This window comes from Streptomyces cyaneofuscatus (assembly GCF_033109485.1).
GTDB classification, from domain to species: domain Bacteria; phylum Actinomycetota; class Actinomycetes; order Streptomycetales; family Streptomycetaceae; genus Streptomyces; species Streptomyces cyaneofuscatus.
In genome coordinates, this window is the sequence record NZ_CP137002.1 from 3,650,478 (window position 1) to 3,664,075 (window position 13,598).

The 13,598-nt window shown below is 71.2% G+C and carries 15 protein-coding genes; 8 read left to right on the forward strand and 7 right to left on the reverse strand.

Annotation, left to right across the window (positions count from 1 at the left end):
* Nucleotides 1-148: 148 nt before the first annotated feature.
* A complete protein-coding gene (locus R2B67_RS15990) occupies nt 149-397 on the forward strand; it encodes a hypothetical protein (protein WP_018511076.1) in 249 nt (82 codons plus the stop codon).
* Complete coding sequence (locus R2B67_RS15995) at nt 394-636, forward strand: hypothetical protein (RefSeq protein WP_018511077.1); 243 nt, start codon at nt 394-396, stop codon at nt 634-636. The genes R2B67_RS15990 and R2B67_RS15995 overlap by 4 nt, the downstream gene beginning before the upstream one ends.
* Before the next feature lie 57 nt (nt 637-693).
* Here R2B67_RS15995 and R2B67_RS16000 read toward each other — a convergent pair whose 3' ends face one another.
* Entirely contained in the window at nt 694-1,512 is an 819-nt protein-coding gene (locus R2B67_RS16000) for a hypothetical protein (RefSeq protein ID WP_317818859.1), read from the reverse strand.
* Between the two features lie 240 nt (nt 1,513-1,752).
* On the opposite strand from R2B67_RS16000, the gene R2B67_RS16005 reads away from it, so the two are divergent.
* On the forward strand, nt 1,753-2,763 hold the full coding sequence (locus R2B67_RS16005; RefSeq protein WP_317818862.1) for a phosphotransferase family protein: 1,011 nt from the start codon (nt 1,753-1,755) through the stop codon (nt 2,761-2,763).
* Here the strand turns inward: R2B67_RS16005 and R2B67_RS16010 are convergent.
* A complete protein-coding gene (locus R2B67_RS16010) occupies nt 2,741-3,253 on the reverse strand; it encodes a type III secretion system chaperone family protein (protein ID WP_317818869.1) in 513 nt (170 codons plus the stop codon). The two genes, R2B67_RS16005 and R2B67_RS16010, sit on opposite strands and share 23 nt — an antisense overlap.
* Nucleotides 3,254-3,302: 49 nt before the next feature.
* The gene (mshA, locus tag R2B67_RS16015; protein WP_317818873.1) at nt 3,303-4,655 is read right to left on the reverse strand and encodes a D-inositol-3-phosphate glycosyltransferase; all 1,353 of its coding nucleotides are present in this window, start codon (nt 4,653-4,655) and stop codon (nt 3,303-3,305) included.
* A gap of 252 nt (nt 4,656-4,907) precedes the next feature.
* On the opposite strand from mshA, the gene R2B67_RS16020 reads away from it, so the two are divergent.
* From R2B67_RS16020 to R2B67_RS16030, 3 genes are all read left to right on the forward strand, one after another.
* Nucleotides 4,908-5,693 (forward strand): class I SAM-dependent methyltransferase, encoded by a 786-nt coding sequence (locus tag R2B67_RS16020; RefSeq protein WP_317818876.1) that lies wholly within the window; start codon nt 4,908-4,910, stop codon nt 5,691-5,693.
* Between the two features lie 298 nt (nt 5,694-5,991).
* A complete protein-coding gene (locus R2B67_RS16025; protein WP_317818881.1) occupies nt 5,992-7,098 on the forward strand; it encodes a C40 family peptidase in 1,107 nt (368 codons plus the stop codon).
* Between the two features lie 280 nt (nt 7,099-7,378).
* On the forward strand, nt 7,379-8,791 hold the full coding sequence (locus R2B67_RS16030) for a PP2C family protein-serine/threonine phosphatase (protein WP_317818885.1): 1,413 nt from the start codon (nt 7,379-7,381) through the stop codon (nt 8,789-8,791).
* Here the strand turns inward: R2B67_RS16030 and R2B67_RS16035 are convergent.
* The 4 genes from R2B67_RS16035 to R2B67_RS16050 form a co-directional block, all read right to left on the reverse strand.
* Entirely contained in the window at nt 8,764-9,102 is a 339-nt protein-coding gene (locus tag R2B67_RS16035) for a DUF2516 family protein (protein ID WP_018511085.1), read from the reverse strand. The genes R2B67_RS16030 and R2B67_RS16035 overlap by 28 nt on opposite strands.
* A 139-nt stretch (nt 9,103-9,241) precedes the next feature.
* A complete protein-coding gene (locus R2B67_RS16040; protein WP_317818889.1) occupies nt 9,242-9,952 on the reverse strand; it encodes a hypothetical protein in 711 nt (236 codons plus the stop codon).
* Nucleotides 9,953-9,996: 44 nt separating this feature from the next.
* Nucleotides 9,997-10,458 (reverse strand): helix-turn-helix domain-containing protein, encoded by a 462-nt coding sequence (locus R2B67_RS16045; RefSeq protein ID WP_317818890.1) that lies wholly within the window; start codon nt 10,456-10,458, stop codon nt 9,997-9,999.
* Between the two features lie 195 nt (nt 10,459-10,653).
* Complete coding sequence (locus tag R2B67_RS16050) at nt 10,654-11,379, reverse strand: class I SAM-dependent methyltransferase (RefSeq protein WP_317818896.1); 726 nt, start codon at nt 11,377-11,379, stop codon at nt 10,654-10,656.
* Between the two features lie 293 nt (nt 11,380-11,672).
* Between R2B67_RS16050 and R2B67_RS16055 the strand changes: the two genes are divergently transcribed.
* Nucleotides 11,673-12,143 (forward strand): DIP1984 family protein, encoded by a 471-nt coding sequence (locus R2B67_RS16055; protein WP_317824876.1) that lies wholly within the window; start codon nt 11,673-11,675, stop codon nt 12,141-12,143.
* A gap of 357 nt (nt 12,144-12,500) precedes the next feature.
* The gene (locus tag R2B67_RS16060) at nt 12,501-13,589 is read left to right on the forward strand and encodes a BUD32 family EKC/KEOPS complex subunit (RefSeq protein ID WP_317818901.1); all 1,089 of its coding nucleotides are present in this window, start codon (nt 12,501-12,503) and stop codon (nt 13,587-13,589) included.
* The last annotated feature ends 9 nt before the right edge of the window (nt 13,590-13,598 follow it).

Below are 13,598 nucleotides of genomic sequence, written 5' to 3' on the forward strand. Positions count from 1 at the left end.
GGGCCAAGCTCTGCCGGCACGACGGGACGGCCTACCGCGAGCCGGTGGTGCGCCCCTGGGCCGAACTCCGCGCCTCACGCACTACGGTGGCCCCAAGCGGCCCGGCAGCACCGGCACACCAAGGGCAAGGAGATCGGGGAGAGCGATCATGGGCGAGTCTCTGAAGACCTTCGTCGGCGGCACCGAGGTGGAGGTGCCCAACAGCATCCCGGACATCCGCGCCGCCCTGCCCGAGGAGAGACGCGAGGAGTTCGACCTCGCCATCAACGAGGCCGGGGTGCACGAGATCTCCGCCGTCATGCGGCACTGGATGCTGGAGGCCGTTCCCGATCCCGAGGCCGAACGGATCCTGGACCGGCTGGCGCAGGACGAGGCCGAGAGGCGGAGCGTCGCTTGAGCTTCCGCATCTCCTACGCGCCGCCCGCCGACGACACCCTGGCCAAGATGCGCGACGGGCAGTCCTTCCGGGACGAGATGGCCCGCACGCTGGGCCGGGAGCCGTACGGGCACGCCTCGTCCGCCGTCAAGAGTGAGCGGGACCGGCGGGAGGCCACCGTCTCCGGGGCCATCGTCCTCTACTACGTCTCCCGGTCCGTGCTGACCGTCACCGTCGTACGGCTCGTTCCCCTGCCCTGACGATGGGCCTGACGACGGCCCCGATGATGCCGGAGCCGCCGGGCAGGGGCACGTCCATCAGCCGAGCTTCTTCGCCTGCGCCGCCACGACCTCGGTCGGCACGGTGAACTTCGCGCCGCCGTCCTGGCCCGCCGCCAGGTTGAAGGACAGGAACGTCGCCACGGTGCCCTCCTTGCGGAGCGCCACCAGCTTGAACGGGGCCTTCGCGCCCTCGTCGTCCTGGATGAGCGTCCAGGCCGCGGCCTCGTCGCCGCCGGTGACCTTCTCCTCGGTGATCGAGACGATCTTCTGCTTCGTGCCCGCGACCGTGGCGGTGAAGCCGCCCGCGCAGTCCGCCGCGGCCTTCTTGAGCCCGGCGAACGCGTCCGGGCCCGCCGTCCCCTCGTACGCGTTCAGCGCGACGAGGGTGGACGTCAGGTCGAAGGCGGCCTTCAGGGCGCCCTCGGCCTCGCCGTCCGTCATGTCCTTGAGCGACTTCTTGGCGCCCGCCTTCGGGTCGGTGATGACCTTGCGCTTGGTGGTGGCCTTCGAACCGGCCTCCGCCGCGCCGTACATGGCGTGGACGACCGGCAGGCAGGTGGCCTTGTCGGCCTTCAGGCCGTCCGCCGGGACCTCGTCGTCCGGGCCCGCCTCGGCGACCTTGTGGCCCTCGACGTCACCCTGCTTCAGCGACGCGGTCTCCAGCTCGGCGGTGCTCAGCGCCTTGGCCGAGGTCTTCGGGGCCGAGCTGCTCCCGCTCGTGGCGGCGCCCTTGTCGTTCTTCCCGCCGCCCGCGTCGGTGTCGGCGTCGGACGAGCCGCCGCAGGCCGTGGCCAGCAGGGTCAGGGAGACCGCGCAGGCGGCGAGGGCGGTACGGCGTACGACAGTGGCGCGCATGGTTCTTCTCTCCGGTTCGGGGAGCAACCGCCCTTCCCCCGTGCGGCACTTCGCGGCCGTCTGGGACGGACCGTCGCAGTGACCCACACTTTACGATCGAACCTGTGAGCGATGATCGGTCCGGCGGCCCTCCGCCCAAGATCGTGATTCCGCTGTGATCATCCTGTGAACGCACGGTGCGGTGCCGACTGACCACCGCACCACCCGGCCCCCGCCGCAGCGAGAAAGGGCGTCACCCGCGTGTCCCAGCAGACCCCCGCCGCACCTCTCCCCCTCATCCTGCGCGCCCTCGGGGTCGCCGACCGTGACCTCACCTCCTGCACGCCCCTCACCGGCGGCACGTACAACACCGTCACCCGCGTCACGCTCACCGACGGCCGCGACTGGGTGGTGAAGACACCCCCGTCGCACTCCGCCGGCCTGCGGTACGAACGTGACCTCCTCGTCAACGAGGTCGCCTTCTACACCGCGGCCGCGCGAGCGGGCGGCCCCGCCGTCCCCCGCGTCGTCCACAGCGAGCCGGACCCCACGGCCCCGACCGGCACGTACCTCGTCATGACCGCCCGCCCCGGCCGCCCCTGGCACGAGGCGGACCGGGCGGAGGACCCGCACGCCGAGCCCCGGCTGCGTGCCGAACTCGGGCGCATCGTCGGCCGGTTGCACACCGTGACCGGGCCCGGCGGCTTCGGCTACCCCGCCGCGCCGTTCGGGCCGCCCGCCGCCACCTGGCGTACCGCGTTCACGACGATGACCGAGGCCGTGCTCGCCGACGCCGAGACGTACCGGGCGCCGCTTCCGTACCCCGTCGACCGCATCCGTACGGTGCTGGCGCGCGCCGCGCCCGTCCTGGACGATGTCACCCGGCCCGCGCTCGTCCACTTCGACCTGTGGCAGGGGAACCTGCTGGTGGCCGGGGAGCCCGGCGCCCGGTCCATCGGCGGGGTCATCGACGGGGAGCGGATGTTCTGGGGCGACCCGGTGGCCGACTTCGTCTCGCTCGCGCTCTTCGGGGAGCTGGAGGAGGACGGGGATTTTCTGGCCGGGTATGCCGAAGGGAGCGGCCAGGCGCTGGAGTTCAGCGATTCCGTGCGCCTTCGGCTTGCCCTGTACCGGAGTTACCTCTACCTCATCATGCTCGTCGAGACCGTGCCGCGCGGCCTCGGGCCCGAAGCGGCCGAGGAGACACGCCAGTTGGTGGCGCCCCACCTCGTCGCCGCGCTGGACGCCGTCAGTCGCCGGACGAGCGCTTGATCAGATGGCTGAACGCGTCGAGGTTGCGCGTGGACTCGCCGCGCGAGACCCGCCAGGCGTACTCCTTGCGGATCGAGCTCGCGAAGCCCAGTTCCAGGAGGGTGTTGAACGAGTCGTCGGCCGCCTCCAGGACCGTGCCGAGCAGCCGGTCCAGCTCCTCGGGGGTGACCACGGCGAGCGGCAGTTTGCCGGCCAGGTAGACGTCACCGAGGGAGTCGATCGCGTAACTCAGCCCGAAGAGGCGGAGGTTGCGCTCCAGGAGCCAGCGGTGGACCTCGGCCTCGTTCTCGTCCGGGTGGCGGACGACGAAGGCGTTGAGGGAGAGGGAGTGCTTGCCGACGATGAGCGAACACGTCGTCGACAGTTTGCGGGTGCCGGGCAGGGGCACCACGTAGTTGCCGGGGGCGGGGCTCTCCCATGCGAGCCCGGCCTCGTTCAGCGTCGCCTCGATGACCTGGGCCGCTGCTGTTTCATCGGGTACGTCAGCCATGCAGCGAGCGTACGACAGCCCCCTGCGCGGGGCAGGCGCGGGCAGCGTCTCAGCCGTGGTGGGTACGCGCCCGGCGGCGGTGGTCGGCCAGCGCCGCCGTGTAGACGTCGGCCGTGCCGGAGGCCGCCGTGTCCCAGCCGAAGGACTGCGCGTGCGCCGCGGCCGCCGTCCCCATCCGCTCGACCAGCTCCGGCGCCTGAGCGAACCGCTCCAGCGCGCGGGCGTACGCCTCCGGGTCGTGGCCGGGTATGAGGAAGCCGCTGACCCCGTCCCGTACCGCCACCGGCAGCCCGCCCACCGCGGCCGCGACCACCGGCGTACCGGCCGCCTGGGCCTCGATGGCGACCAGGCCGAAGGACTCGCTGTACGACGGCATGACCAGCACGGACGCGGCCCGGAACCAGTCCGCCAGCCGGTCCTGGCCCACCGGCGGGTGGAACCGTACGACGTCGGCGATGCCGAGGCGCGCGGCCAGCTTCTGGAGCCCCTCGGGCTTCGCGAGGCCGCTGCCGCTCGGGCCGCCGACGACGGGCACCACGATGCGGGAGCGCAGGGACGGGTCCCGGTCCAGGAGTACGGCGACCGCGCGCAGCAGCACGTCCGGGGCCTTCAGCGGCTGGATGCGGCCCGCGAAGAGCGGGATCAGGGCGTCCTGCGGCAGGCCGAGCCGGGCCCGGGCGGCGGCGCGGCCGTCGGCCGGGCGGAAGCGGTCCAGGTTGACGCCCGGGTGCACCACGGCGACGGAGGACGGGTCGGCGTCGTAGAAGCGGACCAGCTCGTCGGCCTCCTCGGCGGTGTTGGCGATCAGCCGGTCCGAGGCGTGGACGATCTGGGTCTCCCCGATGACGCGGGCCGCCGGCTCGGGGGTGTCGCCCTCGGCGAGCGCGGCGTTCTTGACCTTGGCCATGGTGTGCATGGCGTGCACGAGCGGGACGCCCCAGCGCTGGGCGGCGAGCCAGCCGACCTGGCCGGAGAGCCAGTAGTGGGAGTGGACCAGGTCGTAGTAGCCGGGGCGCTGGCCGGCCCAGGCCTGCATCACGCCGTGCGTGAAGGCGCAGAGCTGGGCGGGCAGGTCCTCCTTGGCGAGCCCCTCGTACGGCCCGGCGTCGACGTGCCGGACCAGGACGCCGGGGGCCAGCTCGACCTCGGGGGGCAGCGAGCCGGTGGTGGCCCGGGTGAAGATCTCGACCTCGATGCTGATCGCGGCGAGGCGCTTGGCCAGCTCGACGATGTAGACGTTCATCCCGCCCGCGTCGCCCGTGCCGGGCTGGTGCAGGGGCGAGGTGTGCACGGAGAGCATCGCGATGCGGCGCGGCTTGCGGGAGGAGCCGGGGAAGCTGCCGGGGAACCTGATGCGGGGGCCGGTCCGGGTGGAGCCGAGCCGGGAGACGTACTGGCTCACGTCGTCGGTCCTCCTCACTCAGGGCATGCCACGAAGGGGCACAGAGCCCTCTGAAGGGCGAGAACAGCGGAATCCCGCCTTTCATTTCCGCTTTGCCAAATCATTACGGAGGTGGGGGGAGGCGGCATCCCGGCCTGGGCCCCGCATGGGGATTCCCGCCCGGCCCCTCGTGGGGCATCCCCGCCCGGACCCGGACCCTCACGCCCGTGGGCACCCGGGTACCCGCCCCTCCCCGTCGCATACGCTCACCGCATGCGCCAGCGCCCCATCGGCACCGCCACCCGCGGGACCACCAACCCGAACCGGCTGCGCCGCATGGACCGCTGGATCGCCGCCGTGCACGGCCCTGCCCTGCGCCGCGCGGAGACCCCCGTGGCCGCCGATCTGGGGTACGGGGCGGCGCCCTGGACCGCCGTGGAGCTCCTGGCCCGGCTGCGTACCGCCGAGCCCCGCACCGCCGTCGCGGGCATCGAGATCGACCCGGAGCGGGTCGCCGCCGCGAAGCCGTACGAGCGCGAGGGGCTGACCTTCGTCCACGGCGGCTTCGAGATCCCGCTGGCGGAGCGGCCCGAGCTCATCCGGGCGGCGAACGTGCTGCGTCAATACGACGAGGACCAGGTCGCCGAGGTGTGGGCGCGGCTCCGCTCGCGGCTCGCCCCCGACGGGCTCCTGGTGGAGGGGACCTGCGACGAGATCGGGCGCCGGCATGTGTGGGTGGCGCTGGGGCCGGAGGGGCCGCGCACGGTCACCTTCGCGACCCGGCTCGGCTCGCTGGAGCGCCCCTCCGACCTCGCCGAGCGCCTGCCGAAGGCGCTGATCCACCGCAACGTTCCGGGTGAGCCGGTCCACGCGTTCCTGCGCGACTTCGACCGGGCGTGGGCTGCGGCCTCCCCGTACGCGTCGCTCGGCGCCCGGCAGCGCTGGATCGCGGCGGTGCGGGCGCTGTCGGCCCACTGGCCGGTGACGGACGGCGTACGGCGGTGGCGGCAGGGCGAGGTCACGGTGGCGTGGGACGCGCTGCGGCCCGACGACCGCTGAACGACGACTGGTGACCGGTGACCGAACCCGGTGGCCGGGGCCCGGTAAACGACGGCCGCTGAACGATCACCCGACCGGGCGAAAGTATGCTCTTCCGGGGAACGACGGGAACGCCGACCGCGTGTCGTTCGTCCTGGGGGTGGGGATCACGAGGCACCGGACACCGACTGCCTCTGTTGCTTTACGGGACGACATGGCACGATCGCGACGTCGCCTGAACGTTACTGATGGTAAGTCAGATGCACGCTATCCGGCTTCTGTTGCTTTTGTCTTGATTTCGTTCTTGCTGGGGGAGCTCGTGAACCGACGCCACTGCGCCGCCGCGGCCATCACGCTGGTCTGCGCGCTGGGCCTGCTGACCGTTCCGGTCCAGGCGATGGCCGCACCGACGCCGGACTCGTCGCCGTCCCCTTCCGCCTCCGTCTCCGCGCCCGCCGTGCCCTCGCCCGCCTCACCGTCGTCCGAGAAGGACCTCGAAAAGATCCGCGAGCAGATCGAGACGCTCTACCGGCAGGCCGGAGCGGCGACGGACGCGTACAACCTCGCCGAGGAACAGACCAAGAAGCAGTCCGGCGAGATCGTGAAGCTGGCCAAGGCGATCGTCGACGGCCAGGCCCGGATAGCCGAGCTGAAGGACCGCGCCGGCGCCCAGGCGCGCGAGCAGTACCGCAACGGCGGCCTGCCGCCCGGTGCCCAGCTGGTCCTCAGCGACGACCCGCAGCTCTTCCTGGACGGCGTCAACAAGGTCCGCACCAGCCAGCAGGCGAGCAAGACGGTCCTGGCCGAGCTGACCCGGACCCAGGAGGACCTGGAGACGTACACCCAGGACGCCAGCAGCAACTGGCACAAGCTGGAGACGAACCGGGTCAAGCAGGCCAAGGCCAAGAAGAAGATCAACGCACAGATAGCCGCGGCGGAGAAGCTCGAATCGCGGCTGGCGAAGGAGGAGCGGGCCCGGCTCCGCCAGCTGGAGCAGGACGCGGCGAACCGGGCGCAGTCCGCCTGGCTCGCCACCCGGCCCACGCCGAACATCGCCGTCAGCGGCGCGACGACAGCGGCCGGCAAGGCGGCGGTGGCCTTCGCGACCGCGCAGATCGGCAAGCCGTACGTCTGGGGGGCCACGGGCCCCGGCTCGTACGACTGCTCCGGGCTGACCTCGAAGGCCTGGGCCGCGGCGGGCCGGCCGATCCCGCGCACCTCGCAGGAGCAGTGGCGGCTGCTCCCGCGCATCGACATCCAGGACATGCGCCCCGGGGACCTGATCATCTACCACGCCGACGCCAGCCACGTCGGGATGTACGTCGGCGACGGCGCGATCGTCCACTCCCCGCGCCCCGGCCGCCACGTCACGCTGGCGGGCGCGGGCTCGATGAAGATCCTCGGCGTGGTCCGTCCGGACCGGTAGGACCGTCTCGCCGCTGTTTCCTCAGGCATACGTGAGCGGCGCCACGTCGCCGGTGCGGGCGCGGGCGTGCGCGGGTGATGTTTGTCATGGCCTCTCCGCCGCCCCCGCGCGCCCCATAGCGCCGGATCCGTGCCGGGAAGCGGCTTATGACGGCGCATATGACAGGGGCTGGTCCCCGCGCGCCATTCCGTTCCCCCGCCGGAGACCGCTATCGTCCCCGACTGGCGTTCGTCGATCGGCGTACCGCCGTGCCCTCGGGGGGAGGGGAGGACCCGAACCGATGCCCGTACCCGTACCGCAGCAACGTGGCGTTCCCGCTGCGGAGACCCCCCATGGCGCCGACCTCACCGTCCTGGTGATCGAGGACGACCCGGCGGGCAGCATCACGGGACCCGAGCTCTCGGCAGCGGCCGGCACCCGGGTCCGTATCCGTACCGCCCGCAACCTCACCGAGGCCGGGCGGCTGCTCACCGACGACGTCGACTGCATCCTGCTGGACCTCGCGCTGCCCGTACCGACCACCAACGCCACAGCGACCACGGCGACCACCACCGCCCCCGCAGCCCCCGACCACCGGCCCGAGCCCGCCCCCGCCCGCGCCGACGAGCTGGCGGTCCTCACCCACGTACTGCGGATCGCCCCGCTCCACGCGGTCCTCGTGCTCACCGCGCAGGACGACACGGAGCTGGCGGCCGAGGCGGTACGGGTCGGGGCGCAGGACTACCTCTTCCGCGGCGAGCTGGACGCGCGGGTGCTGAGCCGCGCGATCCGGTACGCCGTCGAGCGCAAGCGCGCCGACCTCGCCCAGCACCAGCTGACCGAGTCCGGGCTGCGCGCCCAGGAGAACGCCCGCCTGGAGCGCGGCCTGCTGCCCACCCCGCTCCTGGACGGCTCCGACCTGAGCTTCGCCGCCCGCTACCGGCCGGGCCGCAGCCGCGCCCTCCTCGGCGGCGACTTCTACGACACCGTGCGCACCCCGGACGGCACGGTCCACGCGATGATCGGCGATGTCTGCGGGCACGGCCCGGACGAGGCGGCGCTCGGCGTGGAGCTGCGGATCGCGTGGCGGGCGCTGACCCTGGCCGGGCTCTGCGGCGACCAGCTGCTCTCCACGCTCCAGCAGGTGCTGGAGCACGAGCGGCAGAGCGAGGAGATCTTCGCGACGCTCTGCACCGTCGACATCGCCCCGGACGGCCGCCGCGCCGGGCTCTGCCTGGCCGGCCACCCCGCACCGCTGCTGGCCCGCCACGGCCGGCCGGCGCGGCTGCTCCCGTACGAGGACGGCGGCCCGGCGCTCGGGCTGCTGCCGCGCGCCCGATGGCCGCGCCGCCAGGTGGAGCTGGGCGCGGAGTGGAGCCTGATGATGTACACGGACGGGCTGATCGAGGGCCGCGTCGGGGCGGGCAGCAGTCAGCGGCTCGGCCAGGACGGCATGGTCGCGATGGTCAACAGCCGGCTGGAGCAGGGGCTGGCGGGCGAGGAGCTGCTGGAGGCGGCAGTCGCCGAGGTGCGGGAGCGACACGGCGGCGAGCTGACGGACGACGTGGCGGTGCTGCTGCTGGGCCGCGATCCGGAGCGGATACGGCGACGGGGCCGGAGCGCCTCGCGCCCCGGCCCCGTATCGACCGCTTCTTCGACGGCTACCGCTCCCGCCGCGGCGAGCGCTCAGCGCCCGCCGTTGTACGGCCCGTAGGGCCCGTCACTGCTGGAGCCGCCCCGGCGGCCGCCGCTGCCACCCGAGACCTCCTTGAGCGCGGGCCGTACGTCGACCATGAACACGATCGACGCGACCACACCCGCGAGCTGGAGGAAGAGGAACGGGATGAGCAGGTTCACGGCGACGGCGACGCCGAGAATGATCAGCCAGAAGGACTTCTTCTTCTTGTCGGCGGCCCGGTAGGCGTCCTCCCGGGCGGTCGCCGCGAAGACGAAGGCGACCACGGCCAGCACCAGCATGCCCAGGTAGAGCAGCTGGAGGAGTGAGCCGAATGCGGAGAGCAACATGGTGTGAACCGCCTAGTGAGTCGATGAGCGCCCTGCGGCCGAGAAGGCCAAGGTACCGGGACAACGAACCGGCCACCGGTAAAGGTGCCCGCCCCGCGCCCCGGTCACGCTTCGTCGGTACGGAGGGGAGCCGTCGGGGTCACTTCCCGGCGGGCGGGGTGTTCTTCCGGGCCGCGGGCTTGCGCGGGGCGGGAGCCTTCTTGGCGGGCGCGGCCTTGGCCTCGGCCGGGGCGGCGCTCTTCGCGGCGGGGGCGGCGGGCTTCGCGGCCGGGGTGGCGGGCTTCGCGGCGGCCGCGGGCTTCACGGCATTCGGCTTGGGCGCGCTCTTGGTCGTCGCGGCGGCGGCCTTCGGCTCGCTCTTGGCAGCGGGCGCCGGAGCCGGAGCGGTCTTCGGGGCGGCCTCCACGACGGCGGCGATCTCGACGATCTCGTCGGCCGTCTCGCCGCGCCAGGTCCGCACGGCCTGCTCGCCGTGGACGGCGACCTTCTCGTACGTCTCCCGGGCGCGCATCGCGTACTCGGCGGCGATGCCCACGCCGCGCAGCGCCAGGTCCTGAGCGCTCTCGCCCAGCTTCTTCAGGTCGGCGGCGTCGAGCGCCCCGAACACCTCGGTGACCTTCGCCTGCACGGTGGCCTGGGCCTCCTTGGCCTGCGTGGTCACCTTCTCCTGCACGACCTTGGGGTCGGTGTTGCGTACGGCCTCGAACCGCTCGGGCGCCTCGGCCCGCAGCTGCTCGATCAGCGCCGGGACCTTGAGCGCCTGCTGCACGGCCAGGTCGGCCGTACCGGCGGCGAAGTAGAGGGGGGTGCGGTCGGTGAGGGTCTTGCGCAGGTCGTCGGTGATGGCCATGACTGTGGTCCTCCCGGATCATCAGAAGCAGCTGGTCGCTGTGGCTAGCTGTGAGGGTTGTCGTCTTTAGTGGCATCGGCCTTGAGCGCGTCGTCCGCCCCAGGCGTCTCGTCCGCCTCATCCGCCGTGTCCGTCTCGTCGGTCTCGTCGGTCTCCGGCACGAACCCGTTCTCGCGGCGGAAGGAGTCGTAGATCTGCAGCAGGACGTTCTTCTGCCGCTCGTTGATCGACGGATCGGCGAGAATCACCGCCCGCGTCTCCAGCTCCTCCCGCTCCCGCTCGTCGAGGATTCCCGCCCGTACGTAGAGGGTCTCGGCCGAGATCCGCAGCGCCTTGGCGACCTGCTGCAGCACTTCCGCACTGGGCTTGCGCAGGCCGCGCTCGATCTGGCTGAGATACGGGTTCGACACCCCGGCGGCATCGGCGAGCTGCCGCAACGAGAGCTGCGCGGCGTTGCGCTGCTCCCGGAGGTACTCACCTAGATTGCCGACGTTGAGTGATGCCATGACTCGATACTGCAACACCCATGCTAACTATTGCAAGCAGGCGCTTGCAAAAGTGTCGCGCGCCACGTGTGACTGAACACGACACACGACAGGTGGCTGCCCGTTCCCCGGGCTTGTGAGAGTTCCCGCTCGATCTGCTCGGCGAAGTGATCGATTCCCGATCGATCTGCGCGGCGAGGTCTCTCGTGGGCTGAGCTACGGACGTCGCGCGACGAAGACGAACTCCTTGCCCGGCCTGTCGGGCGCGTCGCGTACGTCCTCCACCACGTACCCCTGCGCGATCAGCTCCGTCTCGACCTCCTGCCGCTCGCGGAAGCGCAGGGTGGAGTCCGACGTCATTACCTTCCCATCGGCAGCGAACACATAGGTCCAGCGGAACGTCACCAGCGGCTCGCTCACCTCGATCACTTGGACCCAGCTTTCGACTGAGCCGACATCCGGGATCTCCGTCACGCGGTATGAGGCTTCGCGGTTCCACTCCTCCCAGGCGCGTCTGGCCGGGTCCCGGGTCTCGAACACCAGACGGCCGCCGGGTCGTAGTGCTTCGTGCGCGCCACGCAGGGTCTCGCGCCATGCCTGCGGATCGAGGATCTGCTGGGCGGCGTTCGCGGTCATGGTTGCCAGGTCGACCCGCATCGGCGGAAGTGTCGTGGCATCGCCACAGATCCAGCGCACTCGCTCGCCGCCCCGCTTGGCTCGGGCCACGTCGATGGACGCTTGAGCGGGATCGACACCCACGACTTCGATCTCGCGTTCAGCCAGCAGAAGCGCGAACACGCCTGTTCCACAGCCGATGTCCAGCACATGACGGGCACCGAACTCCTCCGTCATCTGGACGTACGCGTCGAGATCGCCGCGATCGGGGTCGAGTGGGTCGTAGATCGCGGCGAGCCGTGGATGTCCATAACATTCGTCTGCCATACGGCCGAACGTAGGGGCCGCTGAGGTCGGGCGCCTACTCAATTTGGCGGCGTGTCAGCGGTGTCGAGCACACCATCACGCCGAGTTCCGGCTCACCGTTCCGTCAGAGGCACCTCCTCGATCCAGCTCTCCGGGGAACGGACATGTCGGATTCTCTTTCGTCACGCTCTGAGCGACCGTCCGCTCTCGCTCCAGTGGCTGGTCAGAGCCTCCTGCAGACCGAAAACCAGGTGTGTATGGGCAGATTCGCACTCGTATACTCATGCGATCTCATGGAGGGGGAGGTGGAGACGGTGAAGCTTGCCGAGGCACTGGCGGAACGTGCGGAGGCGACGCGCCGCGTAGAACAGTTGCGAGCGCGCGTCGTCAGCAGTGCGCGGTACCAGGAGGGGGAGACACCCGCCGAGGATGCCGCCCAGTTGCTGGCTGAGGCCGGTGAGGTGCTGAGCGCTCTGGAAGGGTTGATCCGGCGAATCAACCGGACCAATGCCACCGTGGAGATGGGTCCCGACGGCACGCTCACCGATGCCCTTGCGCGCCGGGATGTCCTGCGGTTGCGTCACTCCGTGGTCACCGCAGCGGCGGACGCGGCAGCGGGTAGCGGCGAGCGGGGATACGGCCGGCAGCTCCGGTCCGAGCTGATGATGCTTTCCGCGCTTCCGGTCGCGGAACTACGCGGTCAGGCCGATGTGCTCGCGCGGGAGATCCGCGAGGTCGATGTGCGGATCCAGCGCACGAACTGGGAGGTGGATCTGCTGGACTGAGCAGTCCAGCAGGCGGAGACGATGTGGAGCAGGTAGCAGCTTCGGAGGCGTGCACGAACCGAGGGCCGGCGGTCTCCGGCCCACTCCTGGCGCGTGAAGAGCAACGCGGGGTTCGACTCCCCATCAACAGTGCAGCTCAGCACGGAGTACAGGTAAAGGTGCACTTCGCACAGCACATCACCACGTGCAGATCCGAAGCGGTGAGGGCGGGTTCGGGGCTTTCCACATCGCAGCACCATGGACAACGGCGATCCGCGGCCGAAACACACCCTGCCCGGCCTGCCCGCCTTCACGTACGGTGCGCAGGCACCGTCCGGAGGCACGTGCGTACACGGGGAAAACGAGGTCGGCATTCCGATGCGGAGAGCGATCGCGCAAGCCGATGGGCCGGACAGCGCCCGCTTGTCCGCCTACAGCGCCGTCTCCACCTCCCTCGCCCTGCACAGTGACCGCCGGCTGAGCGAACTCGTCGACGCCGCCCTGCCCCTGAGTTCCGGTATCGGCGGCACGTCCGCGCTGCTGAAGGTCGACGGGAAGCCGGTCTTCGTGAAGCGGGTGCCGCTGACCGAGAGGGAGCGGCTGCCGGAGCACGCGCGGTCCACGGCCAACCTGTTCGGGATTCCCACCTTCTGCCAGTACGGCGTCGGGGGCGGGCCCGGTTTCGGGGCGTGGCGGGAGCTTGCCGTGCACACCATGACGACGAACTGGGTGCTCGGAGGGGAGTACCAGGGGTTCCCGCTGATGTACCACTGGCGCGTGCTGCCGGACACGGCCGCGCTTCCCGAGGAACTCGCCGACGTGGAACGGGTCGTGGCCTATTGGGGAGGCAGCCCGGAGGTGCGCCGGCGGATCGAGGCCCTTCAGCGGTCCACTGCGAGCCTCGCGCTGTTCCTGGAGTACATCCCTCAGACGCTCGACGAGTGGCTCACCGAGCAGATGGAGGCCGGTGAAGAGGGAGCCGACCGGGCCTGTTCGCTGGTGGAACGGGAGTTGGAGGCCGGCACGTCCTTCATGAACGCTCGCGGGCTTCTGCACTTCGACGCCCATTTTCAGAACATCCTCGTCGACGGCCGACGCCTCTACTTCGCCGACTACGGCCTCGCCGTCTCGTCCCGGTTCGATCTGTCGCCGACCGAGGCCGGTTTCTTCGAGCTGCACCGGACCTACGACCGCTGCTACACCCGCAGTTGGCTGGTGAACAGGCTGATCACGAAGGTCTACGGATACGAGCGGGAAGAGCGCGAGGCACTCATCCGCGCCTGTGCGGAAGGGGAGGAGCCGCCGGACGGGCCACAGGAGGCCAGGGCGATCCTCTCCCGCCATGCGCCGCTCGCCGCGGTGATGACGGACTTCTACGTCAAGGTCCAGGACGAGGACAGGGAGACCCCTTACCCGGCGGAGGCGCTCCGCCGGGCCCTGCGCGCGGACAGCTCACGGCGCAGCTGAGCAGACACC